Annotated in this window: 19 protein-coding genes and 1 pseudogene; 8 read left to right on the plus strand and 12 right to left on the minus strand. The window is 66.8% G+C overall.

Going from position 1 to position 25,393, the window contains the following annotated elements:
* From ATB1_RS18385 to ATB1_RS18400, 4 genes and pseudogenes are all read right to left on the minus strand, one after another.
* Positions 1-855, minus strand: an 855-nt coding sequence (locus ATB1_RS18385; protein ID WP_042666335.1) for a MoxR family ATPase, incomplete at its 3' end; no start/stop codon positions are given.
* Positions 856-928: 73 nt separating this feature from the next.
* Positions 929-1,833: pseudogene (locus ATB1_RS18390) on the minus strand (DUF4350 domain-containing protein).
* Positions 1,834-2,109: a hypothetical protein gene (locus ATB1_RS18395; RefSeq protein WP_004042058.1), complete on the minus strand. Its 276-nt coding sequence runs from the start codon at positions 2,107-2,109 to the stop codon at positions 1,834-1,836.
* Positions 2,110-2,223: 114 nt separating this feature from the next.
* Positions 2,224-3,063 carry a hypothetical protein gene (locus tag ATB1_RS18400; protein ID WP_042666337.1) on the minus strand — a complete coding sequence of 280 codons (840 nt, stop codon included), beginning with the start codon at positions 3,061-3,063 and terminating at the stop codon, positions 2,224-2,226.
* Positions 3,064-3,304: 241 nt separating this feature from the next.
* Between ATB1_RS18400 and ATB1_RS23600 the strand changes: the two genes are divergently transcribed.
* Positions 3,305-4,390, plus strand: coding sequence for a S8 family serine peptidase (locus tag ATB1_RS23600; protein WP_241768349.1), 1,086 nt, complete (start codon positions 3,305-3,307; stop codon positions 4,388-4,390).
* Entirely contained in the window at positions 4,299-5,552 is a 1,254-nt protein-coding gene (locus tag ATB1_RS23605) for a S8 family serine peptidase (RefSeq protein WP_277813247.1), read from the plus strand. Before ATB1_RS23600 ends, ATB1_RS23605 begins: the two co-directional genes overlap by 92 nt.
* 10 nt (positions 5,553-5,562) lie before the next feature.
* On the opposite strand, the gene ATB1_RS18410 is transcribed toward ATB1_RS23605, so the two are convergent.
* Complete coding sequence (locus ATB1_RS18410; RefSeq protein WP_042666312.1) at positions 5,563-6,597, minus strand: DUF1616 domain-containing protein; 1,035 nt, start codon at positions 6,595-6,597, stop codon at positions 5,563-5,565.
* 104 nt (positions 6,598-6,701) lie between these two features.
* On the minus strand, positions 6,702-7,226 hold the full coding sequence (locus ATB1_RS18415) for a hypothetical protein (RefSeq protein ID WP_241768350.1): 525 nt from the start codon (positions 7,224-7,226) through the stop codon (positions 6,702-6,704).
* A 136-nt stretch (positions 7,227-7,362) separates the two neighbouring features.
* Here ATB1_RS18415 and ATB1_RS23610 point away from each other — a divergent pair, with 136 nt between their 5' ends.
* From ATB1_RS23610 to ATB1_RS18430, 6 genes are all read left to right on the plus strand, one after another.
* On the plus strand, positions 7,363-8,085 hold the full coding sequence (locus ATB1_RS23610) for a hypothetical protein (RefSeq protein ID WP_241768351.1): 723 nt from the start codon (positions 7,363-7,365) through the stop codon (positions 8,083-8,085).
* A gap of 1,078 nt (positions 8,086-9,163) precedes the next feature.
* The gene (locus tag ATB1_RS23615) at positions 9,164-10,687 is read left to right on the plus strand and encodes a CARDB domain-containing protein (protein WP_241768363.1); all 1,524 of its coding nucleotides are present in this window, start codon (positions 9,164-9,166) and stop codon (positions 10,685-10,687) included.
* Positions 10,684-12,084, plus strand: a complete 1,401-nt coding sequence (locus tag ATB1_RS23620) for a hypothetical protein (RefSeq protein WP_241768352.1) — start codon at positions 10,684-10,686, stop codon at positions 12,082-12,084. The genes ATB1_RS23615 and ATB1_RS23620 overlap by 4 nt, the downstream gene beginning before the upstream one ends.
* Entirely contained in the window at positions 12,060-12,968 is a 909-nt protein-coding gene (locus ATB1_RS23625) for a prenyltransferase/squalene oxidase repeat-containing protein (protein ID WP_241768353.1), read from the plus strand. The genes ATB1_RS23620 and ATB1_RS23625 overlap by 25 nt, the downstream gene beginning before the upstream one ends.
* Before the next feature lie 51 nt (positions 12,969-13,019).
* Positions 13,020-14,177: a dockerin type I domain-containing protein gene (locus ATB1_RS18425; RefSeq protein WP_241768354.1), complete on the plus strand. Its 1,158-nt coding sequence runs from the start codon at positions 13,020-13,022 to the stop codon at positions 14,175-14,177.
* Positions 14,178-14,180: 3 nt separating this feature from the next.
* Positions 14,181-15,395 (plus strand): PGF-pre-PGF domain-containing protein, encoded by a 1,215-nt coding sequence (locus tag ATB1_RS18430; RefSeq protein WP_277813248.1) that lies wholly within the window; start codon positions 14,181-14,183, stop codon positions 15,393-15,395.
* A gap of 367 nt (positions 15,396-15,762) precedes the next feature.
* Here ATB1_RS18430 and ATB1_RS18435 read toward each other — a convergent pair whose 3' ends face one another.
* Genes ATB1_RS18435 through ATB1_RS18455 form a run of 6 tightly spaced genes read right to left on the minus strand, consistent with a single transcriptional unit; the run spans position 15,763 to position 25,295 of the window.
* Positions 15,763-16,872: a hypothetical protein gene (locus tag ATB1_RS18435; RefSeq protein WP_042666315.1), complete on the minus strand. Its 1,110-nt coding sequence runs from the start codon at positions 16,870-16,872 to the stop codon at positions 15,763-15,765.
* Between the two features lie 55 nt (positions 16,873-16,927).
* A complete protein-coding gene (locus ATB1_RS18440; RefSeq protein WP_042666317.1) occupies positions 16,928-19,921 on the minus strand; it encodes an FtsX-like permease family protein in 2,994 nt (997 codons plus the stop codon).
* Between the two features lie 15 nt (positions 19,922-19,936).
* Positions 19,937-20,617, minus strand: coding sequence for an ABC transporter ATP-binding protein (locus ATB1_RS18445; RefSeq protein WP_042666319.1), 681 nt, complete (start codon positions 20,615-20,617; stop codon positions 19,937-19,939).
* 49 nt (positions 20,618-20,666) lie between these two features.
* A complete protein-coding gene (locus ATB1_RS18450; protein WP_241768355.1) occupies positions 20,667-22,016 on the minus strand; it encodes a hypothetical protein in 1,350 nt (449 codons plus the stop codon).
* Positions 21,962-22,330, minus strand: a complete 369-nt coding sequence (locus ATB1_RS23635) for a hypothetical protein (RefSeq protein WP_241768356.1) — start codon at positions 22,328-22,330, stop codon at positions 21,962-21,964. Before ATB1_RS23635 ends, ATB1_RS18450 begins: the two co-directional genes overlap by 55 nt.
* On the minus strand, positions 22,323-25,295 hold the full coding sequence (locus ATB1_RS18455; protein ID WP_042666320.1) for an FtsX-like permease family protein: 2,973 nt from the start codon (positions 25,293-25,295) through the stop codon (positions 22,323-22,325). Before ATB1_RS18455 ends, ATB1_RS23635 begins: the two co-directional genes overlap by 8 nt.
* Positions 25,296-25,393 lie beyond the last annotated feature (98 nt).

Here is a 25,393-nt window from a genome sequence, read left to right on the forward strand (position 1 = left end):
CAGTCGCTTCACGTCGTCCGGAATCACGTAGTCGCGGCCGCGAATCGCCGCGGCGGCCTTGCCGGCCCGCAGGAAGGCCAGCGAGGCGCGGGGCGACGCGCCGAAATCGACCGCGCGGGGCGACGCGCCGAAGTCGACCGCGGCGTGCGTCCGGGTCGCGCCGACGAGGTCGAGGATGTAATCGAACACCTTGTCGTCGACGTGTACGTCCGTGACGACCTGTCGGGCCTTCCCGATGTCGGCGTCGTTGATGACGTTCGAGATGTCCGAGGGCTTGAGCGACGGCGAGCGGTCGAAGCGTTCGAGAATCTCCCGCTCGTCGGCCCGCTCCGGGATTTCGACGACGACCTTGAACTGGAAGCGGTCGCGCTGGGCCTCCGGGAGGTTGAACGTCCCCTCGTACTCGATGGGGTTCTGGGTGGCGACGACCATGAACGGGTAGGGGAGTTTGAGCGTCTCGCCCTCGATGGTCACCTGTCCTTCTTCCATCGCTTCGAGGAGCGCGGACTGCGTCTTCGGCGTCGCCCGGTTGATCTCGTCGGCGAGGACGACGTTCGAGAAGATCGGCCCCCGCTGGAGTTCGAACTCGCCGAGGTTCTCGCGGTAGATGTGGGTGCCCGTGATGTCCGCCGGCAGCACGTCGGGCGTCATCTGAATCCGTTGGTAGTCAAGATTCGCGGCGTGGGCGAACAGGTTGGCGATCGTCGTCTTGGCCACACCAGGAACCCCTTCGAGGAGGACGTGCCCGTTCGTCAGCAACGCGATGGTGAGCGCCTCTATCGCGTCTTCGTTCCCGACGAGGAGTTGCGACGTCTCGTCAAGGATGGCCTCGTAGACCTCTTCGGGAGCACTCATATACGAGACACTCGGGACGGCGACCACATATAACTGCGGTCTTAGCGTCCCGACGAGACGACCGTTCGACCGGCTACGAGAACCGCCCGCGCCGGGCGACGAGCGCGACCGCGCCGACGACGACCCCGCCGAACAGGAGTTGGAGCCCGCCGGAGCCCCGGAGCGCCCGGAGCGCGACTTGAAGCGGCGGGCGCTCTTCGGCGTGCGAGAAGTCCAACACGACGGTCGCCCGGTCGGCGACGAGCGCCTCGGCGAACGCCCGGTTGTCCGGCCGTTCGAGCATCGCGTTGATGAACACGCTCGGGTCGCTCACGACGACCACGTCGCCCGCGCCGAGGCGCTCTGTGGTCGCGACCGGGTGCGATTGGAGCGTCTCGCTCTCGTCGAGTTCGCCGTCGTCGTCGCGGTCGAGATACGAGAAGTTCGACGAGCGGACGAGAACGGTGCTTTCGTTTTCGGTCACCGTCGCCGGGTGGTTCAGCGTGAGTTGGCTCACGTCGCGGGTCAGCGGGTCCGCGGCGACGCGCGTCGCCACCGGGAGCGCGCCGGACTTGTACTGGTGGCGGTCGTCGCGGAGCGGCGTCTGGTTGATGCGCGCCGACGCGCCCAGTCGGGCGAGCAAGTCGTTGCCGTGCGGCCTGAAGTCGTCGGCGACGACGACGGTGCCGCCGGCCCGAACGAACGCTTCGATGCGGTCGGCCTCGGCGTCGGTGTAGCCCCGCTCGGGCGAGATGACGAACGCGACCGTGCCCGCCGGGTCGACCTCGCTGTACTCGGTGGTGTTGTAGACGACCTCGGTTTCGGCACCCGCGTCCGATGCGACCCCGCGGATTCCGGAGCCGCCGTCCCACGCGGCGTTGAACGCGCCGTAAGTAGACGAGGAGGTGCCCGCGCCGACGCCGACGCGAGGAGCATCGTGGCGAGGAGCGCCGCGGCCAAGAGGTGCGGATAGCCGACCTCGCGGGAGCCGACGCGCACTCAGAACACCCCCGGCGGGAGGATGTCGAGGATGCGTCTGACCACGATGTAGCCGAAGGCGACGAGGCCGCCGCCGATGAGCCACAGGAGCCGTCGCCGCCACGCGGGCGTCACCGCGACCGGCGCGGTGAGTTCGACGACGACGAGGAACCCGATGAGGGACACGACGAAGACCAGCTCGTACGAAAGCGAGTCGAGGAGGACTAAGACGAGCGTCGCGCCGAGCATCCAAGCGAGCTGGGCGCGGATGAATCGCTCGCGTCGTGCCGTTGCCATGCACGGTGGTGGACGGTGCGGGATAACTAAACTATCGCTTGCGGGAACGGTCGCGGGCGGTGTCGGGTCCGACGCGTCGGCGGCGTGGTGCGTCGTGACGAGGAGCGCCGCAGTTCAGCGGGACGCGACCAGAACGTACGCGACGACGGCGAGGAGGGAACAGACGGTGAGGAGTACCGACAGACCGGGGGCGCTCGTCTCCGTCCGCGACGGTGAGGACCGGGTCGCGGTCTCGCTCGCGGTTGCGGTTCCCGCGGTACCGACCTGTCCGTCCGTCGCGTTCTCCGCCGACGAGGATGTCGAGGAAGGAGAACTCGCGGTAACCCCGCCCGTCCCGTTTTCGCCCATAGCGGAGACGGTCAACTCGCCGGCGGTCTCTTCAGAGGCGGACCCCGAGTCGTCGTCCTGCGACGACGACCCGTCCTCGGAGGCGCGTTCGGTGGTGTTCGAACCCGCCTCGCCGACGGCGAGACTCCCGTTCTCGACGGCGTCGATTCGATAGCTGACGCCACCTTCGCTCCCGACATCGGCGACGTTCACGACGAGTGGTGACGTTCCGTTCGCGGTCCCCTCGACCGTGACCGTCGCGATAGTGACGGAGCCGGACTGCGACGTATCGATGAGTGCCGCGTAGAGGCGAACTCTCGACCGGCCGTCGCCGTACGTGACCTCGCTCAGCCCGGGGTCGGGGACGAACGACGCGTTCGAGACGGTCGCGACGGAACCGTCAACACTGAGAGTCACGTCGACGGCCCCGACGCCACCGCCACTGACGCCTTCGACGACGAGGTCGTACGTCGTCGTGGAGCCGACGTCCGTCTCTTGCGAGGCGGGCGACACGACGACCGAGACGCCGTCTTGTGCTGCGTTCGCCTCGGCGGGAACCGCGACGAGACCACAGCTGACGAGAACGAACAGCCCGAGGGAGACGACCAGAGCCTGTCGAATTGACATGCGAGTCGATACCGACGTGTTGAGAGTCGGACTACTTTTCTGTTCCGGGAGCGGCGGCGAGCGGAACGCGGCGGGGCACCCGTCGGCATATGGTGTGATGTTCATATGCGTGTTTTACCACGGCGTCGACGAGTCGGCACGACCGATGGGTGTTTTAGTCCTGTAGTCGTGACTGTCACTACCGACCGAGTAAGATGCTCGCCGCCACAGCCGTGTTCCCGTCCAGACGAGTCTCGAAGAGATGATTCGAACGCAACGAGGGACACGGGTCGTCGTCGGCATCGTGTGTTGTCTCCTCTTGAGCGCGACGCTCGCACCGGTTTCGGAAGCGGCGCGCCCTCCAGACGCCGAAGGAATGGCGTCCGAGCGTAGTGCGGTCGCGGCGACCGTCTCCGACCCCGCGAACAACACGACCGCACTCGACAACAACACGACTGCGCCCGACAACAGCACGACCGCATTCGATAACGACACGACTGGGAGCGACGTTCTCTCGGGCGCGGCCGCGTATCAACTGTCGCGTGCGGCGTCCGACGAACTGGTTCCGGTACTCCTCGTCTTCGACGGCCCGGCGCGCGAGTCACGCGACGGGGACGGTCGAAGCGACGCGGCGGCGCGCGCGCAACTCAGAGCAACGACCAACCGGACGCAGTCCGACGTGCGCGACTTCCTCGACGCCCGGCGGGCGAACGGGACCGCGGCCGACGTGAAACCGTTCTGGACTCGCAACGCGCTCGCCGTCGAGGCGACGCCCGCGGTCGTGCGAACCCTCGGCGGGATGCCGAACGTCTCCGCGATTCACTACGACCGGCCGATTTACGCGACGGGGTCGATGTCGCCGAGCGTCGCGGCGTACCTCGACGCGCTGTCTGCGTACGGTGACACGGTCCGAGCGGACCGCGTCCAGCGCGCGACGAGCGGCACGAGCGGGACGGGGTCGTGGAACCTCGAATCGATTGGTGCCGACGACGTACAGGACCGTGGAATCACCGGCGCGGGCGTGAACGTCAGCGTCATCGACAGCGGCATCGACGACAGCCACCCGGCGCTCCGCGGGCAGGTCGTCCGGTGGAAGGACTTCGTGGGCGACACCTCCCAGCCGTTCGACCCGTGGGGTCACGGCACGCACGTCGCGGGGACGGTCGCCGGGCGGGCAGACGCGAACAAATCGGTCGGCGTCGCGCCCGAAGCCCAGCTATTCGGCGCACGCGCTCGACGACGAGGGAGAAGGGAGCATGTCGGACGTGATGGCGGCGATGAAATGGAGCGCCGAGAACCGCGCGGACGTCGTCTCCGCGAGCCTCGGTGCCAGCCCGTTCCCGCTTGAATACCGCGGGGAACGGGGCGTCCGACCGAACGGGACCGGAGCGACCGACATCGAACTCTACGCGAACGGGTCGGGCGTGTACGGAAACGGGGCGCGGTACGACGGGTTCAAACCGGCGTACGTCTACGTGCTCGTCGAACCGACGCAGGTCGGCGGCGAGCAGATTCAGAGCGACGAGCGACAGGCCGCCGTCATGCGGAACCTCTCGGTGACGCTTCGAGACCCGGCGGGCGACACCCCGCTCAGGGGCGTCGACGCGGGCTGGTGGTTCGAGGACGGCCGCGTGCCGGAAGCAATCGCGTACCAGCGGTTCACCCCTCGGAACGAGACGGCAATCGAAACCCCCGGGAACTGGTCGCTCGCCGTCGAGAGCGACCACCCCGAGTCGGTGTCGTATCGGTACCGGGCGACGGCGTACTACCCGTCGAACGGGAGCGACCAGTTCTCCCGGTACGTCGACTCACTCGTGACGACGACGGACACGGTCGCGGTCATCTCGGCCGGCAACGCCGGGTTGCTTGGGAACCGCTCGGTGGCGAGTCCCGGCGCGTCGGAGGGCGCGATTACGGTCGGTGCAGCGCGGCAGACGGCGGCCAACGCGACCTCGTTTTCGAGCCGGGGACCGGTCGGCTTCGGAAGCGACCAGCGGCCGGGAATCGACCTCATCGCCCCCGGCGAGAACATCACGTCCGCGTACTCGACGTCACAGCGCGACGGGGACGAGCCGTACGTCACGCTCGATGGGACGTCGATGGCGGCCCCACACGTCAGCGGTACGATTGCGCTCCTGCTCGACGCGAACCCGAACGCGACTCCCACCGAACTGAGGCGGACTCTCCGGTCGACGGCGCAGCCGCTTCCGCAAGCGGAGTCGACCGTCGGCGCGGGGATGCTCGACACGTGGGGCGCGGTCAACGCGACGACCGAGCTGCCGCGCCCCGTGACGACCGACGCAGCGCCGCCGACCGACCCCGACGGTGACGGCCGCTACGAGGACGTCAACGGAGACGGCAACGTAACGCTCGCTGACGTGCAGGCGCTGTTCGCCCACCGCCACGCCGCGTCGGTCGAGGACACTCCGGAGGCGTTCGACTTCTCCGGGGACGGTCGCGTTAACGTCGTTGACGTGCAGGCGCTGTTCGCGGCGGCCAAAGAAAACTAGGCGGAGCCGGTCAGGTCGCCTCGGAGTCCGGGTCCGTCACGTTCACCCAGAGGTGAACCTCCTGGGCGGCGTTTTGGACCGTCGGTTCCGCGGGTGCCGACTCCGTGTACAGGAGGTAGGTGAGTCGGAGTCGGTCGCCGGTCATTGTCGGCGTGACCGCGTGTTCGGCCCGCCACGTCGAATCGGCGTCGACCGACGGTCGATACCGCGTGAGCGGTTCGCGTTCGAGAACCGTCGTGGTGTTGTTGGCGACCCGAACGCGCTGGAGTTGCGAGACGACGACGTAGTCGGTGGTCGTCCCCTCGTGGTTGTCGACGGCGACGGTGAGCGGCGTCGACTCCCCCGCGGTGAACTCCGTCGGGTAGTCCTCCGCGGCGAGTTGCCCGGACTGATTCTCCGTCAGCAGGTACACCTCGGAGAAGGACTCGCCGGAGCCGGGGGCGGCGACCACGTATCCGCCCACTCCGACAGCGACAACGACACAGAGCACCACCGCGACGCTGAGCGCCGCGTCGGTTCCCGAGTCGGGCGAGAACAGGTTCGATTTCACGCCCGCGACCCTGCTGCGAGACGGTACGCGGAACCGCTCGCTTTCGGGAAGGGCGCTCCGACGGCGCGACCCGACAACCGCGGCAGCGACCGTGAACAGGCCGACGGAGCCGACGATCGGAACGAGTCGTACCCCCCACGGCGTGAAGTTGAGGCCGAGCCCGAACAGCGAGACGAGCGCGATACTCGTCCCGAACGAGAGGGCGACGCGCTCGATGCCGTCGATTCCCGTCCGGTCGCCCGCGCCCGCGCCCGCGTCCCCGGCCGCGGTGACCGACCGCCCCGCTTCCGGAAACAGCGCGGAGACGAATGCGTACCCCGGGACGAAAAGGACGAACGGGAGGCCGAGCACGATTCGAAGCGGGGTGTCGCGAACGCCGGGGACGGCGACCGCGCCGCAGGTGAGAACGACCGCCACCACGACCGCGAGCAGGTCCGCCGGAGCGGCGCGAACCGAGCGCGGGACGAGAGACAGCCAGTCCGTATCGGAGGGCATCGACTATGGGTGCGCCAACGATTCACTAAAAGCGGTCGGTCTCACCGACCGACGCATTGACGGATCGGGTCGCGGGCGAGCGAGCGGGGCGCGCCGCGACCGGGTTACGCACTCTCGGCACGCGAGAGCGTGTCCAACACTTTGAGCGAGAGTTCGTTCGAAGAGATCTCCCCGTCTCGGTAGGCGTCGAACCACGACGACTTCGCGTACCACGTACCGAAACGAGACTCGGGGCTGTCCATGACGACCGCGTTCAGGCGCTCTGCTTCCCAGCCGTTCGCGACTCGATTGAAGAAGCCGCCGGCTATCGTCCCGATTTCCCCGCCGACTTGCTCGTACTGCTCTTCGTTCGAGACGTACGTGAGTTCGACCGTGTTCGACGGCGGCTGGGGGAGGAGTTCGACGACGGATATGCCTTCTTGTTGGAGGAATGACCGGAAGTCGTCCGCCTGCTCGGCGTACGGTGACGGTGTTTTCGTCGGGAGCGTCGTCGACGGCTGGGGCGAGTCCTCGGTCTCGGACTCCTGTGTACAGCCGGCTATCCCGACGACCGCCGCAGAGAACGCAGTAAGAAACCGGCGTCTTCGCATGTCGTAACGAGACTCCCCGACCACCTTTAATGTGACCATGCTCACGAAACGACCGCATAGTTGTCGGTTTGAGCGAGTGTCAATACAGCCGGACGGTATTATTCAGGTATATGAGCGTGAATAAATCCATGGGTGATACAGAAGTATTTTATCGCTCGTATCAGATGAACATACCATGAGGCCTACAACCAGCAACAGGACTAAATTATTGAGTTTAGTTCTGACGGGGGTTGTGGTTCTATCGATGGTGGTAGGGCCCGTTAGCGCGAGCACCCTCGCCTCAGAAGACGCATCGGCCTCACTCAGCGGAGGGGGTTCAGCTCCGATTGATGGAGCGACGACACCCGCGGTGAGTGACGAGCTGAAGATAGATGCCGGAGAGAACATCTCCGTGTGGCAGTATTCGCTGCTAACACTCCGGCCGAATAATCCAGCAGCGTCGAGTGAGTTTGTCACACTCGACGACGTCCCGTACATCAGCCACGAGATACGGAACACGAATATCTTCGTCGGGACGAGCGACCTGGAAACCAGTTTGGACAAAAACCGAATCTACGTCTTCAACAAGACGGAGATTACCGCGACGTTCAATCCGGGCAAAGCCGGAAAGAGCAGCGTGGTCGACGGGGAGAAAGTCCAACTGGTCGCTGTCCGCCTGAAGGAGGGCGCGAAGCAACCGGGTGGCATCAGCGATATCGGCAAACTGCTCACCACGAGCGAAGACACGAACGCCGAAATCGTCGACGAGTTCACGGGGAGAGCGGAGAGCAGAACTTCAAATTCACCCCCGACAAGTCCGGGCAGTACATCTTCGCGACGGTTCTCGTCGAAAACAGCACCGACCCGGGTCTGGTACAGGGCTCCTCGGCCGGTAACCTCACCGCCGAAGGGAACGTGACGGTCGTCGGCTTCGACCACTTCCTCGTGCAGGACGGTCGGTCGACGGTGACGCCGCCGGACGTCGCCGCAGTCGGCAACGACGTGAACGTCGACGTCGACGCGTCGAACCTGGGCACGGACGACGTTTCGCACACGACGATTCTCCTGAACGAGTCCGTCCTCGGCGACCAACAGCAGACGATTCAGCTCAACGGGAGCGAAATCGAGGAGATTCAGTCGTCCATCGACCGAATCGAAGGGGCGACCGACGTGAAGCCCGGAACGAACTTCGCCGGGAGCACGCTGCCCGCGAGCCGATACAACGGGAACACGAACATCGTCTCGCTGCTCTCGCGGTTAGCCGGTGAAGACAGCGTGACGCAGACCGACGACACGGTCATCTACACGAGCATCAACGGAACCGTCGGCGGACCACAGGAAACTGTCACGCTCCGCACGACGGAGAACTTCACGCCCGGCGAATACTCGGTCATTCACTTCGCGACCGCACAGAACGGGACGGCGACGCTGAGCAACAAAGCGAGCGTCGACCTCGTCAACGGCGTCCAGCTCAACATCGAGCCGAGCGCTGTCGAAATCCAGCAGGGCGACAGCGTCACGCTCAACGTCACCCGGGCAGACACCGGTGACCGCGTCGCCGGCGCGAACGTGACCTACAACGGCAAGACGTTCACGACCGATTCGAACGGTCAGGTGACGTTCACGCCCGTCGAGTCCGGAACCGCGACGGCCACGAAAGCGCCGTCTAACGGAACCGCGTACGTCTCGGCGAGCGTCGACCTGTCCGTCGAGACGCCGAACATCGAACTCACCGACTACAACGTCTCGTCGACGTCGGTGACGACGGACGAGACGGTGACGGTCAACGCGACCGTCGAGAACGCCGACGACTTCGGCGGGAACTTCACGGTCGACCTCAAGCGCGACGGCCAGACCGTCGAGTCGAAGACGGTGTTCGTCGGTGCAGGCCAGACCGTCGTCGAGCAGTTCGAACTGAGCTTCGACACGCCGGCACGTACGATGTCACGGTCAACGACGCGACGCCGACGGCCATCGAGGTCAGCGGTGTCCCGGACATCGTCTACTCGAACCTCACGGTTCCGAGCCAGGTCTCGCCCGGTGACACGACCGTCGTCAGCGCCGACATCCGTAACAACGGGACCGGCACCGGCGAGTACAACGCGTCGCTCGTCATCGACGGGACGGCCGTCGAGTGGATGAACGGGACACTCGCGCCCGACGCGTCCACGACGGTCACCTTCGAGAAGGAACTCGGACCCGGCACGTACCAGATCGCGGTCGACGGGCTTCCCGCCCAGACCGTGACGGTCGACACGCCGCCGAACCTCGAGTACTCGAACCAGCAGGTCAACACGACCGAAATCGGACTCGAAGACGCGGTCAACGTGAGCGCGACGGTCACGAACACCGGCGACGTGTCGGACACGTTCACCGCGACGCTCTCGGTTGACGACGAAATCACGCAGACGAAGTCCGTGACGCTCGGAGCGGGCGAATCGAAGACCGTTTCGTTCGTCGTCTCCGGTCTTTCGCTCGGTGAGCACACGGTCCGTATCGGCGACCTCTCACCGGAGACCGTAACCGTGAAAGCGCCGGACATCGCGCCGACGCTCTCGGTCGAAACCGACGTCACGAAAGGCGTCGTGCCGGTCAACGCGACGGTCGAAAACCTCGGTAACGTCGATGCGACGGGCGTCGACGCCATCGTCGAGGCGAAAGCCGACAACGGCGGGTCCTGGGAAGAACTCGCCAGTCGGACGGTCGACCTCGACGCCGGCGAGTCGGTCGCGATCAACACGTCGCTCGCACGCGTGGACGCGCGGAACTACTCCGTTCGCGTCGTCGCGGACCCGGCTGACGAGATTGCCGAGGCGAGCGAGACGAACAACGAAGTCGAAACGCGCGTCACCGGCGGCCCGCTCGCGAAGGGCTACGTCAAGCTGCCCGACGGGAGCCCCGCCGTGGACGACCTCGTCTACACGAGCCGCACGAACCCCGGCGACGAGCCGTGGTCCGTCGGACGAACGTTCACCGACGAGAACGGTCGGTTCCTCGTGCCGGTCGTCAACGGAACCGAACAGACGATCGCGTACGTGCAGGACGGAACGAGCGGCTGGAGCGGCGACCACCCGCGCGACGGGTCGCCCGACATCTACTCGCTTCACACGACGCGCGGAACCGAGCGGGTTCTGAACGTCGGGAACACGACGCTTCCCGACGCCGGCCTGCTCAACGTCACCGTCGTCGACCAGGACGGTGACCCGGTGGAGAACGCGACGATTGCGGTCCACCACAACAACGACGGCACGCGTTCGGGTGTCGCGTACAAGTCCAACGCCGAGGGACTCTTCCCGGCCGGTGAAGGCGACAAGACCGGCATCGAGGTCCGCGGCGACATGGAAGTCCGCGTCACGCCGCCGGAGAACGACCGGTTTGTCAACCGGACGTACTGGCAGAACCTCACGGTCGACACGAGCGGCGCGAACCTCACCTTCCGTCTCGCGGAGGGTGCTGACCTCTCGCCCGAACTCGATGTCAAACAGCGACAGCGGTTCAACGACGGCGTGAACGCTCCGTGACCGTCTCGAACGACGGTCTCGTCAACGTCTCGAACGCGACGGTCAACCTGACGGTCGAGGCCGCAAACGGTGCGACGGAGACGTACACGAAGTACACCGGTAACCTCTCCGACAGTGCCGACGCGCCGAACAACGAGACGACGCTCACCTACGACCTGACCGAGTTCGCCGCGGAAGAGCTCCTCGGTGATCTCGCACAGGGCAACGCGAAGGTGACCGCGACGGTCGACCCGGCGAACGATATCCCTGAGACGGACGAGACGAACAACCAGGTCGTCAACTCCACGCGCGTGGTCTACGCCGACCCGGCGGTCCGCATCCAGGGACAGAGCACGGCGCTCCAGAGCCAGAAGGCGACGTTCGTCGTGTTCACGAAGAACAACGGTACCGCGAAGACCGGTGAGTTCAACGTGACCGTCGACTACGACGACGGGACGACGGAGAACATCACCATCGCGAACCTCGGCGTCAACCAGCCCAACACGACGCGCGTCACCCACCGCTTCCTGACCGGTGGTGACAAAGTCGTGAGTGCGACCGTCTCCGACGGCGTCCCGTTCGACAACAACGAGTCGACGAAGGACGTCACGGTGAAGCCGTACACGCTGAGCATCGAAAACGACGACGTCTCGGTGCCCTCGACGGTCGTGAACAACTCGACCGTCACCGTTCTCGCGGAGTTCAACGCGAACCACCCGTCCGACGTCAACGCGACGGTCTCGCTCCCCGCGGGGCTCGAACTCGCCGCCGGACAGAGCGCTGAGAAACAGGTCCGGTCGTCGGCAAAGGGCGGCTCGGTCGCCTGGAAGGTCCGCGGCAACACGACCGCGGACATCGAAGACGCGCAGGTAGACGTCACCGTCGAAGCGTTCGGTGAGAGCGACACGGCGTCCGCGACGACGAACGTCACGGTGCCGAAGGTTCGCTACACCACGACGAACGCGACGACGCTCAAGAGCGCGGGCGAGACGCAGTCGCTCGCACTCAACGTCTCCAACGCGACGACCTACGAACACACGCTCAACGTGACCGTGCAGTCCGGGACGGACGGGCGGACGCTACAGGGTCTCGAATACCTGTTCTCCTACCCCTACTGGTGTGTTGAACAGACGACGACCCAGATGATGTCCGCGCTCCGGACCGACCAGTACTACCGTAACGGCGACATCCCGAGCAACTACAACCGCGACCGTGCGAACAGCACGATCAGCGCGGGTATCAGCAAGCTCGCCGACGAGCCCACGCCCGGTGCGTACTTCAACATCTCTCAGCACGACAACGGCGCGTGGAGCATGTACGGCAACAACCCGCGCGGTGACCTGTTCTACACCATCTACGCCCTGCAGGCGCGAGCGCCGTCTCCGACGACACGGTGCAGAGCAACCGCACGGACGTGAACAAGAGTCTGCAGAACATCAACCAGAGCGGTGCGGTGCTCTGGCTGGCAGACAAACAGCGCAACGACGGAAGTGTCCGCCCGAGCGGCTACTTCCTCCGCGACGACGCCTCCGCGACCGCCTACACGACGGTCGCAATCGACCGCGCTGGCGACGACCTCAACGCGACCGCACAGACGGCCGCCAACGAGTTCAGCGTCGACGCCGCGGTCTACCTCATCGAACAGCAGAACAGCGACGGAAGCTGGGAAGCCGGTACGAAAGAAGCGCAGGCGACCGCCTACGCGGTGCAGGCGCTCGCAGCGGTCAACGACAGCGACACCCTCCGGAATCAGGTCAACAACGAGCTGAGTTCCGGTAACGTGTCGATGGCCCTCGACAGCGGTGTCGAGTGGCTCGTGGCCAACCAGCAAGCGGACGGGTCGTGGGCCGGTTACACGAACTCTCCGTACTGGAGCAACGTCGGCGAGAAGGCCCGCGCGACGGGTAACGCGATCATCGCGTTGAACGACGCGGCAGGGTACACGGCGACGAGCAACGGAACCGTGTCCGACGGCGTCGGCTACCTCGTTGGCATCTACCAGCAGGGCGGCTCCTTCGGGAACACGCGTGCGACCGGCGTCGCCATCGACGCCCTCACCACGGCGGACCAGCGGAACGCCGGTTCGCAGACGGTGACGATCGAGATCAACTCGAGCGTCACGAAGGAAGTCAGCGTCGACGGTAACACGCCGAGTGCGACGGTGACGTTCACCACTGACGAACTCGACACGCTTCGTGAGACCGGTAACATCACGCTCACCGTCGAGAACGAGACTCGCGTTGTCGTTGGTGCCGAATCCGAGCAACTCGTCAACGAACAAGAGTACGAGGACACCAACTAAGGAGAAACGATGACACGAAAACTTTCAACGACACTGGCTGCCCTCCTGGTCGTGGCATCGATATCGTTCGGTGTCGGCCCGGGCGTTGTCTCTGCTGCGGACCCGTTTAGCGTCGCCATCGACGCGCCGGACGACCTCAGCACGGACGGGAACCAGACGATTGCAGTAACGGTTACGAACAACGACGACACCGCGCTCCTCAACCCGCTCGTGGAGGTTCCGATCAGCAGCCCGGTCGCGCTCCCGAACGGTGCCGAAGACGCGGTCTACGTGAATAACACGGCGGATCTCCGGGACGCGGTCGTCCAGGAGAGTACGATTTCGACCGGCGACTCTCTGCTCATCACGGGCGAGGTAGTGCCGGCCGGCGAGTCACGGACCTACCACTTCAACGTGACCGTCTCGTCGGCGGGGACGACGTCGCTGACCGCTGACGTGCGCCCGATGTACAACGAGCCGAACAACGTCCGCACGAGCGAACAACTCGACGTGAGCGGTGTCGGGACGGTCAACGCGAGCGTCGTGGACAACGGCGGAAACGCCGTCAGTGGCGCGTCCGTCGTCCTCGACGGTCAGACCCAAGCCGACGCGGTCAGCGAGATCGTGCTCGAAGGCGACCACACCGTCGGCTCGAGCCTGACGGACGCCCCCGAGTTCACCGTCGGAGTCGGTATCTCCGAGACGGCGTCTGTCACCTTCGTCGACGGCGACGACAGCATCCAGCCGGTTGCCTACGTCGGTTCGGAACCGACGCTCGTCGGCGACACGACCTCGGAGACGGACGGCAACGCCGAGACGCCCGTCAACACGACGGTGTCCGTGACCATCTCGAAGACCGACGGCACGGTCGTCTACGACATCGCGCCGCCGAGCGACAAGCCGCTCCGCGGCGACGGCACGGCGACGACGGACGCGAACCTCGTCGAACAGACGACGGTCGACGGCGAGACGCGGGTCCGCCTCAACGAGACTGACGTCGGAACGCAGGTCACCGTCGAGTTCGAAGGCTACGAACTCGGGAACGCGGACCTCGACGACAACGTCGACGCGGACGACGCGTCCGCAATCGCACAGGCCGCCTCGAGCGGCTCTGACGCCGCCTACGGTGACGTCAACGGCGACGGTCAGGTGAACGCGATTGACGCGATGCTCGTCCAGCAGTACAGCGAGAACAACCGTGATGCCGACTACACCATCGGGGGTGCATAACTCATGAACACGAAACAGCTACTCGCGGTAGCGATGTGCACCGCCATGCTCGTCAGCGCAGTCGGCGTCGGCGGCGTCGGTGCCGCGACCGCCAAGACGGTCTCCGTCGACACGGTCGCGTCTCTCGACGAAAGCTCCGCGGACTCGGCGGCGACGCTCACCGCGTACAACGTCGAAGACGCGGACGGTATCGGGTCGTACGAACTGAACATCAGCTACGACGACAGCCTGGTCGACGTCTCGGTCGCCGGGAACTCCCGGTTCAACGTGGAGACGACCGACCACGGCAACGGAAAGCTCACCGTCGTCGGGTACACGGGTGAGACCTCCGGGTCGACCGGGAACGTCTCGCTGGCCGACCTGACGGTGACCGCCCAGTCCGTCGGGAGCGACACCACCGCGTCCATCGACGTCACCGTCGAATCGATCACGGACACGAGAGGGAACCTCCTCTCGCACAGCGGCGACGCGACGAGCGTCGACGTGAAGGACCTCGACGGCAGCACACCGACGCCGTCCACGCCGACCACCGAAGCCCCGTCGAGCGGCGGTGGCGGTGGTGGCGGCGGCGGAACCGTTCCGAACAGCGGGACCTACGACAGCGTCCGGCTGTTCTACGGTTCGCAGGTCAGCGCGTCGCTTCCGGACGGCGCGACGGTGACGAACGTCGACGTGGCGTTCGGGAGCCAGGGAACCGGTGAGGTTATCGTCCGCGAACGGTCGAGCCTCCCGGGAACCGTCGGTCAACCGGCGAATCCCGCAGTCGGGTTCGTCCAGATCGACGTCCCAAGCTCACTCGAGGATTCACCGTCGACGGTGACGATGACCGTTCGGCAGAGTCGACTGGACGACCTGGGCATCACCGCACAGGACCTCCAAGTCGAACGCTACAACGACGAGACCGGTGAGTGGGAAGTGCTCGACACGCGCGTCGCGAGTCAGGGCAACGGGCAGGTCGTGCTCGAAGCCGACACGCCCGGCTTCTCGTACTTCGCCGTGACGTCGAAGCAGGCCGTGACGACAACGACGACCACGGCCGACGACGGCGAAACGACGACCGCTGACGACGGCGAAACGACGACCGGAACGTCCGGCTTCGACGACGAGACGACGACCGAAGAGCCGACGACGACCGACTCGGTCATCCCCGGCTTCGGCGTCACCGCCGCGCTGATTGCGCTCGTCGCAATCGCGCTCATCGCGGTGCGACGCGAATAACTCGCGTCACTCGTCACCGCTGTCGGAGTTCTTTTTTGTAATCGGCTACGCAGACGACGAGCTTAGAGTCGAACAGTCGTACACGGCGTCGGCCACGCCACGAGTGACAGTCTCCGGTGCGGCACGCCACGCGAGTCTGCCACCGTGCTGTGGAACGCACACTCGGTGGAAAGGCTACCGTAGCGCGGCGTGATCCGCTGACATCAGAGAGCTGTCGCCTCGCCTGGACGCCCACTCAGTCATCGAGCCGTAGCTGGGGCAGTTCGGACGAGGTGGCGTGAGACGACACAAGAGAGACACGGCCTATCGGGGTGCCGAACGAGCGATGCGGAGCAGGAAGACGAGAACGGAGAAGCGCGTCGGCCGCTCAGGAGCGACGGCGGAGCAGACCGATGCCGGCGAGGCCGACTACGCCGGCCAGCGAGATGCCGAACGGCCCCCAGAGGGGAGCGGCCGTTTCGGTCGTGGTCGCCGTCGTCGACTGCATCGTCGAAGTCTCGGTGGACGTCGTCTCCGTTCCGTTCGAGTCAGTAGCCGCGGTCTCCGTCGTCGCCGTCGAAGGCGACTGTTCGTCTTCGTTCGCGTCGTCCCCGTCGTCCCCGTCGTCCGTGGGCGTCGGCGAGTCAGTCGTCGTCGCCGTCGCCGTCGCGTTCTCTCTCGCGGCCGCCGTGGCCGTCGTCGATGCGGTGGATTCGGTCGTCTCCGTGGTCGTCTCGTCGGGTTCGTCCGTCGAGTCTGCGTCTTGGAGCGACCCCGCTTCGACGACGCTCACGGACTGCGTGCCGCTCACCGCGACGAGTTCGGGCTCACCGAACACTTCGTCGTCGGTCTGCGCGGCCGAATAGAGGCGGTAGTCGCCCGGCGAGAGCGACGCCACGTCGACGGTCGCCGTGTAGTTCAGCCCCGTCTGTTGGGTCGCGGTCGCGCGGACAGACGTCGATTCGTTCCCGAGAACGACCTCGACGCCGGCCGGCGGCGATTCGACGTCGGAACTGGCGTCCGAGAGGTTCACTTCCACGAGGAGTTCGTCGTCCGCCTCGACGCGGTCTGCCGCGGTCTGCTCGACGTCGAACCCGTTGATGATGAACGGCTCGACCGCGTAGACGGTTTCAGTTCCGTTCGTGAGCGCGATTGCGTACGTGCCGGGGTCGTAGCGGTCGAGCGAGAACGACGCCGAGGCGGAGCCGCCGCCGTCGACGTAGTGGTTGTCGCGGAGTCGCTGTTGACTGTCGACGACGCGGATGGAGTACGAGGGGCCGGACGGTCCGTCGGCCGAAACGGAGACCGTTCCATCCTCGGACGCGCTGCCGATGGCTTCGATGGTCTGGTCTCCCCACTGGGTCGAAATCGTCCGGTCGGGGATATCGAGGTCGTCGTCGATATCGACGTCGTAGTCGGCGCTTTGTGCCGCGGTCAACGGAGCGACCGTCGAACACACCAACACGAGCGCCAAGAGGAGGGCACGAGACGAGTGCATGTGCCAGCCTCTACACCCGTCTGGGGTAAGTGCATTGTCATGGCGAGTCGAACAGTCAGCGGTGGAGTAACCGCCCGACGTCGAAGCGAACGAAGGGCGTCGCCGCGATGACGGCGCTACAGACCGCGAGGCAGACCGCCCCGAGAGCGGACGCGGCGACCAGCCCCGGGGTGAACGGGACGGCGAGTCGAATCCCGAAGACCACGAGCACGTCCGCCTGTTCGAGCAGCCACAAGAGCGCCGCCGCAAACCCGAACGAGAGCGCCGCCGCGGGAATCGCGAGGCGGACGGCGTCGGCCGCGAGCAGGGCGAGAATCCGCCGTCTACTCGCGCCAGTCGCGCGGTAGATGCCGATGACGCGACGGTTCGCGTGGACCGCCTGCGCGAACGTCGCGGTCGTGCCGCCGATGGTGCTCAGCCCGGCGAGCGAGACGAGCACGACGAACAGCAACTGCACGTTGCCGAAGACGTTCTCGATGGCCCGGCCGATGCCGGTGCCCTCGGTGTACTCGCCGCGGCTGCTGAGCGTCGCCGCGACGCGTTCGTCGCCGGTGACGCGGTAGGTCGCCGTCGAGATGACCGACCCGTCGACGACCAGTCGGAGGTCGTAGGTGCCCGGCGGCGGGTCGTCACCGAGTCCGACCTCGGACGCCGCCAGTTCGATTTCCGAGACGTTCCCGCCGGTCAGTTCGACGGTCCGGGTCTGCGTGCCGCCCGGCGAGACGAGGGTGAGGTTGCGGACGAGGAAGCGACCCCACGGGTTGGCGACGCGTGCGGTCACCGTCGGATTCGTGAGTCGCGACCCGGTCGACGGCGAGACCGTCAGCCGCCCGCCGAGTCGCTGCGGCGCGTCGCGTTCCACGGTGAGCGTGTGTTCCTCCGCGACGTAGCCGTCTTTCGAGAGCCGCAGCGTGTACGTGCCCGGCTCGTCGGGAACCCGCATCGGGACGCCGCCCCGGGCGTCCGTCGTCGCACTCCGGCCGTCGAGCGTGACGGTCACGCCGGAGACCACGGACTCGTTCGGCGTCGTCGCCGGTACGACGAGCGTGGAGCCCGGCGGCGCGCGGGTCGGGTACTCGGACGGAAGCTGGAGCGTGTTCGGCCGGTACACCGTTACCGAGCGAGTGACGCCGTCGGTGGCGAGTTCGTACGTCCCAGCGGTCCGAAAGCTCGTCTCGAACGACAGCCGTGTCGATTCGTCGCTCCCGAGCGTCACGTCTCGTTCGAGCGTTCGGTTCCCCACGCGGACCGCGACCGTCTCTGTCGCCGCGGCGGACCCGAGGTTCCGAACCGTCGCGCTGAATCGATACGTCGCGTTCGTCTGGACCTCGGACGGGCCGGAGAGGCTCGTCACGAGCAGTCCCGACGAGCGGTTCTGCAGGGACGCGAGCCTCGAAGACGCGTTTTTCGTCCGAATCAAGTGCACCGTTCCGGGACCTGTCGCCAGCGGCTGCGTCGTTTCGAGCGGAACGACGAGCTGGTCGTTCGTCACGCCGCTTCCGGTGAACGTCCCGACGATTGTGACGCGTCTGACCCCGGGCGTGACGCTCCCGCCGAGCGTCACCGTCTCGCCGACTTCGAGCCCGAGCGTCCGCGCGAGGTCGGTTCCGACGACGGCTTCGTCGGCACGCTGCGGGGCCGTGCCCGCGACTAACGACGCGTCGGTGACCGAGCTGAACGCGGTGTAGTTCGCCCCGCGGACGAGGTACGGCGTCCGGCCTCGGGTCTGGGCGTAGATAACCTCCGGGCTGGCCGTGATACCGTACGACCGGAGGACGGTCGCGTAGTTCTCGTCGATGCGGCTGTTGAGGGGGTGTGCGGCACCGCTCTCGACGACCGTCCCGCTCGACGTGGTCGCGAGGGGGGCGAGCGCGCCGCCGATAGAGCCCGTCAAGAGGATGATGAGCATGAAGACGGCGAGCGTCGCCGCCGTGGGGGTAAACGCCCGCCAATCGACGAGCGTCGGCGAGGCGGCCGCTTGGAAGCGGCGAATCGGCTGTGGCCATCGGCCGGCGGCCCGGTGCGGTTGGTCGAAGCTCGGGTCACCGCGGACGACCGGAAGCGCCGCGAGAACCCCGGCGAAGAGGCCCATCACGAGGAGGAACCCGGCGATGGCGAGGAGCGAAACCGCGATGTCGGCGGTCACGGTCGTCTGAAGCGACACCGGGAGGCCCGCGTACGTCGCGGCGTTGACGGCGCCGTTGGTCACGACCACGCCGAGCGCGTAGCCCAACGCGACGCCGACGAACGTGAGCGACAGCACGCGGCCGAGGAGAATCGCGAGGATACGCCACGGCGACGCCCCGGTCGCGCGAGCGACGCCGATGAGACGGGTTCGGTCCCGAATCGACATCTTCGTCACGTTGTACACGACGACGAGAATCAGGAGCCCACCGGCGAACGCGGCGACCGACAGCGTCCGGACGACCTGCGTGATGCCGCCCGCCAGAAACGGGAGCGCCGCGATGAGCGGGACGCTCGTCGCCGACGCCGGGCGTCCGGACTCGCCGGTGTCGAACACGAGCGCGCCGCTCGTTCCCAGCCGCTGGACGGTGTCGGTGTCCGCGACGTACCACGAGTCGGGGAACAGCGTCTCGTCGACGCGGTGCGGCGAGACGGTCGTCGAAATCGTGTTATCAGGCCCGGCTAGCTCCGCCGCCTGTACCGTCGATACCGGCCCCGAGACGCCGTCTGTCGGTGGTCTCGGGAGTGCCGCCGATTGCCACGCGACCGACGCGCCGGAAATCGTCTGCGGCGCGTCGGGGGGTATCCCGACGACGCGGCGAGTCTCGCCGTCGGGGAGCGTGACGGTGGTGACCGCGACGACAACCTCACCGTCGTCGGCGGCGGCGACCGCGTCCTCGTAGGACCCCTCGTAGGTGACCGTCGCCGAACTCGACAGGTCGGAACTGAGCGTTCCGGTGTAGGTGGCCGCGGTGAGCAACAGCAACGCGGAGCCGAGGAGGAACGCCGTCGTGACGGCGACGACCGCGATGCTCAGCCACTCGCGGCGCGACCACCTCGAGAGGAGCGCTGTCGCATAGCGCATGTTATCCGAGGCGACTCATTGACGGATGCGCTCGTCCGGTTTCCGGCGGAGCGAGCCGTCTATCAGCACATGCGTCTCTTCGAACTGGTCGGACAGCGTGGGGTCGTGGCTGATGACGACGAGCGCGGTGTCCGTCTGGTCCTTCACACGGAACAGGAGGTCGAGAACGCGCTCTGCGGTTTCGGGGTCAAGTTGCCCCGTCGGCTCGTCGGCGAAGACGACGTCCGGCCGGTTCGCGAGGGCGCGGGCGATGGCGACGCGCTGTTTCTCCCCGCCGCTGAGCGTCGCCGGATACTGGTCTTTGAGGTCTAAAATGTCGAGGGCGTCGAACAGCGTGTCCAGCCACGCCTCGTCTCGGCTCCGGGTGTGGTCCTGCGGGAGCGCGGCGTTGTCCCACGCGGTCAGGTCCGGGATGAGCTGGAAGTCCTGAAACACGAACCCGATTGCGTCCCGTCGGAGGACGGCGCGCTTCCGCTCGGGGAGCGCGCTCGTGTCGTCGCCGTGGACGTACAGCGAGCCGCTGGTCGGAGTGCTAAGCAGTCCGAGGACGTTGAACAGCGTCGTCTTCCCGGCACCGCTCGGGCCTTGAATGAGGAGGGACGTGTCAGGCTCGACGGTGATGGAGACGTCCGCGAGAATGGTGGAGTCACCGCGTTCGACGGTGAGCGAATCGCCGCGCAGTACGGGGCCCGTCATCGATATGCTCCCTTCATGCTTCACCTATGTATAGTGTACGGCTACTCGGTCAGACCGTCCGGTTCGTCGCGGCCGTGCACGTCGCATTCCCGACCGGCCGGGACACCGAGACGGGGTCGTTCCCGGTGTTGGCGTAGACGACGTTCCGCGTCGCGGTCCAGTTGGCGTACACGGCCGGGGAGACGGTCTCCGGCGCGTTCGGGAAGAGGTGCGCGCCCGACGTCGTCCACGAGCGCTGCGAGATGACGAGACAGTCGGGGCTCGGCCCGCCGGAGAGCCAGTTCGCGACGGCGCTGTAGCCGACCTGCGCGTTGAAGTAATGCGTCCCGACCCGCGTCAGCGAGTGGTCGCTCAGCCACGGCGAGTCGGTGTGCGTGGAGGCGAACCGGACGCCTTCGAACTCGGACTCGTAGGTCGTAGAGGGAACGGTCGCGGTGTCCATCGTGAGGTACGCGAGCGGTGCGGTCGCGAGCGTCGACACGAGCACGACCGCGACGAGCGCGAGACGGAGCGCGCGTCCCGACGTCGAACGCGAGACGCCCTGCAGGAGGCGAACGAGGACGAGTCCCACGAGCATCGCCGCCGGAACGTGCAGGAACGTCTGCGCGCGCATGACCGTATCGTAGTACTCGGGAGTGAGCGACGCGGTGAGGCCGAACCCGATGATGGTGACCGGCGCGAGGAACATCGCCGTCGGTATCGCGCCGCCGCGGTACGACTCGAACAGGTCGAGCCCGAAGGCGGCGGTGACCGCGAACACGCCGAGAATCGCGACGAGCCCCAAGATGAGCGGCGGCGTCGCGGTCGTGCCCGGGAATATCGGCGAGACGGCGTTGAGCCCGACGATACCGAAAAACGACCCGACGACGGCGAGATACGAGACCTGTTTGACCCGGCGACCGGTCCGTTGCACCCACACGATGCCGATGGCGAGGAGGATAAGCCACGCGAGAAAGAGCCCGGGGTAGGCGGTGACGCGGCCCACGTACGGAACGCTGAGCGTCGTCGACGACTCGGCGAAGCGGTAGTACGAGAACATGTACGCCCAGAAGGCGACCGCGAGCGCGCCCGGACCGAGCACCGACCGCAGCGACAGGCGAACGGAGATGTGGCGCACGACGAGCGCGGTCACCACGAGCGCGGCGATGAACGTCGAGAACGTGTGCGTCATCGGGAACACGGCGAGGAGAAGCCCGACGACGAGCCACCAGCGAAGGCGCTGACTGCGGAGCGCGAGATGCAGGCAGAACGCGAGCGTAATCACGAGGAGGATGCCGAGAATCTCCTCGTCGGGAACGGCGGTCCGACGGAGGAACAGCCCCTGAATGGCGAGGAGTGTCGCCGTCACCGCCCCAACCGCCGTGGCGGTCTCGTCGCGCGACCCGGTGTCGTGGAGCACGCGGCGAGCGACGACGCCACCGACAAAACAGATAACCCCGCCGACGACCGTCGCGAGCGGTTGAATCGCTCGGAGGGAACGGCGTCGGTGACGAGCGACACGACGCTCAGATAGGTGCTAAACACGAGGGTGTCCGCTCGTTGGGTGAGCGGGAGCGCACCCGTCTCGGTGGCCGTCTTCGCTAACCACGCGTAGTCGAACCCGTCGAGCGTGGAGGGATAGCTGCTCCAATAAAGGGGGAGGGCGCGGAGGGCGAACGCGAGGGCGACAGCCGCGATGAGAATCGCGAACCCGCGGCGGCGTCCGTTACTCATTGGTGATACTATCCTTTCCCTCGGGCTCCGGTATATGTCTATCCACTAAGAGTGCGGCGGGGTCCTGAACTAACAGATAGCCCGTCGCGAGACAGGCGCTCGTGACCGCGAGTCCGAGGCCTGCGAGAACCATCCCGGCGACGACGCCCGGGGAGAACACCGGCGTGAGCGCGACGCCGAACACGCGGAGTTCGCCGAGCGACAAGAGCGCCGTCACGGCCGCGGTCGCGATGGCGAACGCGGCGACCGACGCGAGGAGTCCGATTTTGAGCGTGTCGAAGAGGACGAGCCGGAGGATGTCGGTCCGGCGCGCCCCGGTCGCGCGGTACACGCCGATGGTCTTCCGAACGCCGTAGGTGCTCCGCGTGAACGCCGCGGTCGTGCTCCCGACGGTCATGAGGCTCACGAGCGCGACGACCGCGGCGAGGAGCACTTCGAGGTTCCCGAAGACGAGCTGAATCGCCTGCGCGATGCCGCCGCCGCTGGTGTAGCGACCGCTCCCCGCGAGCGCGGTCGCCAACCGCTCGTCGCCGCGGACGCGATACGTGAGCGTGGCCGGTTCGCTCGCGCCGACCTGCGACGAGACGGTGTACTCTCCGGCCGGCCGCTGCGGGAGGGTCACAGCGACGCGACTGCTCCCGCCGGGTGCGAGCGAGACGGCGCGTTCGACGTCCGTCCCCGGTCCGCGGACGGCCACCGTCGCGTTCAGTGGCCGCGTCCACGGGTTGGCGAGGCGCGTCGTCACCGTCGGCGACGTGAACAGCGTCGGCGTCTGCGGCGAGAGCGAGAGCGTCTGGACCGGCTGTCGAGTCGCGTCCGCGGAGACGGTGACCGTGGTGTTGCGCTGTTGCGAGTCGGCGCGAGCCGAGACGACGTACGTCCCCGTGTCGTTGAACTGGATTCGGGTCGTCCCGTCGGCGTCCGTCGTTCGGGTCTGACCCCGGCCGTCGACCGAGACCGTCGCGTTCGCGACCGGCTCGCCGCCGCGTGTGACGCCGATTCGCGGCGCACCGCCGACGGGTATTAACGTCGGGACGGTCACGCTGAGCGGGTCGACGACGCGGCCTCGCTCGTCGACCGTCACCGACTTGGTCACGTCGGCCACCGAGAGGGAGACAGTGCCTGCCCCCGGCGGCTCGAACGCGACGAAGGTCGTCGTCGACCGGCGACTGGGCACCGACAGCGTGGTCTCCGCTGTCGCGTCGCCGAGCGTGACCGAGACGGGCCGCGAGGCATCGCTCAGCCCGAGATTCGTGGCCTCGACGGCGACGCCGAAGTTCCCGTCGCGACGGGTGACCGTCGCGTCGGTGACCACGATCGTCGAAGCGCTCGCGTCGTCGCCCGCGAGCCCGCGGGTTCTGATGAACTGAACTCCGTTTCGACCCGTCGTCGTGAGGTGACGCGCCGTGTCGAGTGAGACGAGAAGCTGGTCGTCTTGGATTCCCGTTCCGGCAAACTGTCCGACGATTTCGACGCGCGTGATGCCGGGCGTCGTACTCCCGCCGAGAACCAGCGTCTCGCCGACCGCGAGGCCGGTCGCCTCCGAGAGGCTCGCGCCGACGAGCGCCTCGTTGTCTGCCTCGGGCGCTCGGCCCTCGGTCAGCCGCGTCTGGCTGAACGACCCGTACGCGGAGTAGTTCACCCCCCGCGCGACGAACGGCGTACTGCGATGCACCTCGAAGAGGAGAATCTCCGGACTGACCGCGACGCCCTGACTGCGGAGCGCAGACGCGTACGACTCAGGGACGGTACTGGCGATGGGATGCGGTGCGTCCGGCTCTGTAATCGTCTGCTGGCCGACGCCCGACAGCGGACCGACCGCGCCGATGACGGCCGACAGCAACAGCACGACGCCCATGAACACGCTCAGCGTCGCCACGGTTGGGACGGCCGCTTCCCACCCGAGCAACCGCGTCTCGAAGAGCCGTCTGAATGGCGACCGGGACCCGTCTGCGGTTGGCTGTCCCGGCGACGTCAGCCGGTCGAGCGGCTTCGTCGCTTCGGGGTACGACGCGGTCAGGCCGGCGACGACGCCCGCGACGAGGAGCACCGCCGACGCCAGTCCGAGCAGGCCGACGACCGTCGGCGTGAGCGCGAGCGCGAGCGAGGTCGGGAGGCCGGCGTAAATCGCCGCGTTCAGGACCGCACGAACGAGGATGATGCCGATGCTGTACCCGAGCGCCAGTCCGACGGTCGCCAGCACGACCGCACGGAGCGTGTAGACGCCGACGATTTGCCGCGGCGTCGCCCCGGTCGAGCGGAGCACGGCGATGTCCGGCCGCCGCTCTTTGACCGTGAGTCGGATGACGCTGTAGGTCGTCACGCCGACGAGGATGCCGCTCGCCAGCGTCGCGAGTTGGAGCAACCGAACCAGTTGGCCGGTCCCGAGGACGAAAAACTGCAGTGCCGACAACAGCGGCGTCGCTGGTCCGCCGTCCGCCCGTTCGATACGGACTACGTCGGTCGCCTCGAGCCCCGAGAGCGTCTCGGTGCGACTGAGATACCAGCCGTCTTGGAGCACCCGGTGGCCCGAGCGGTCCGTGAGCGTGACCGTCGTTTCCGTCTCGTCGGTCGTCAGCGAGACGGTCTCGCCGGCCGGTGGTCCGCCGACGACGGCGAGCGTCCCGGGGTCCGGGCGGGGAAAGCTAATCGTCTGTCCTCGAACGGAAAGCTCCGGGGCGTCCGCCGGGATGCCGACGACCGTCGCAGGCGCCCCGTCGACGGTCGCACGGACGAAGACGAGTCGGACTCCGGACTCGTCAGCGCCCGCGGCGCTCGCCGGAGACTCCACGTGCTCGACGTGATAGTTGGACCCGAACTCGTCTGAGATGGTCGTCGTCTGCTGTCCGAGCGAGACGCCGAGGACCGCGGCGCCGACGAGAAACGAGACGGTGAGGGCGATGACGAGCACGGCGAGTGTGTCGCGCGTCTCCCAACCGAACGAAAGTGCTCGACGGTAGCCCATTAGTGTTCTCTATCGCGAGTCTCACGAGCGCTCACATTAAGTGTATGTGGTTCCGCCGACCCCTACCCGAAGACGGCGCGACCGCGGGAACTCGGTGA

Source organism: Haloferax sp. ATB1 (assembly GCF_000730175.1).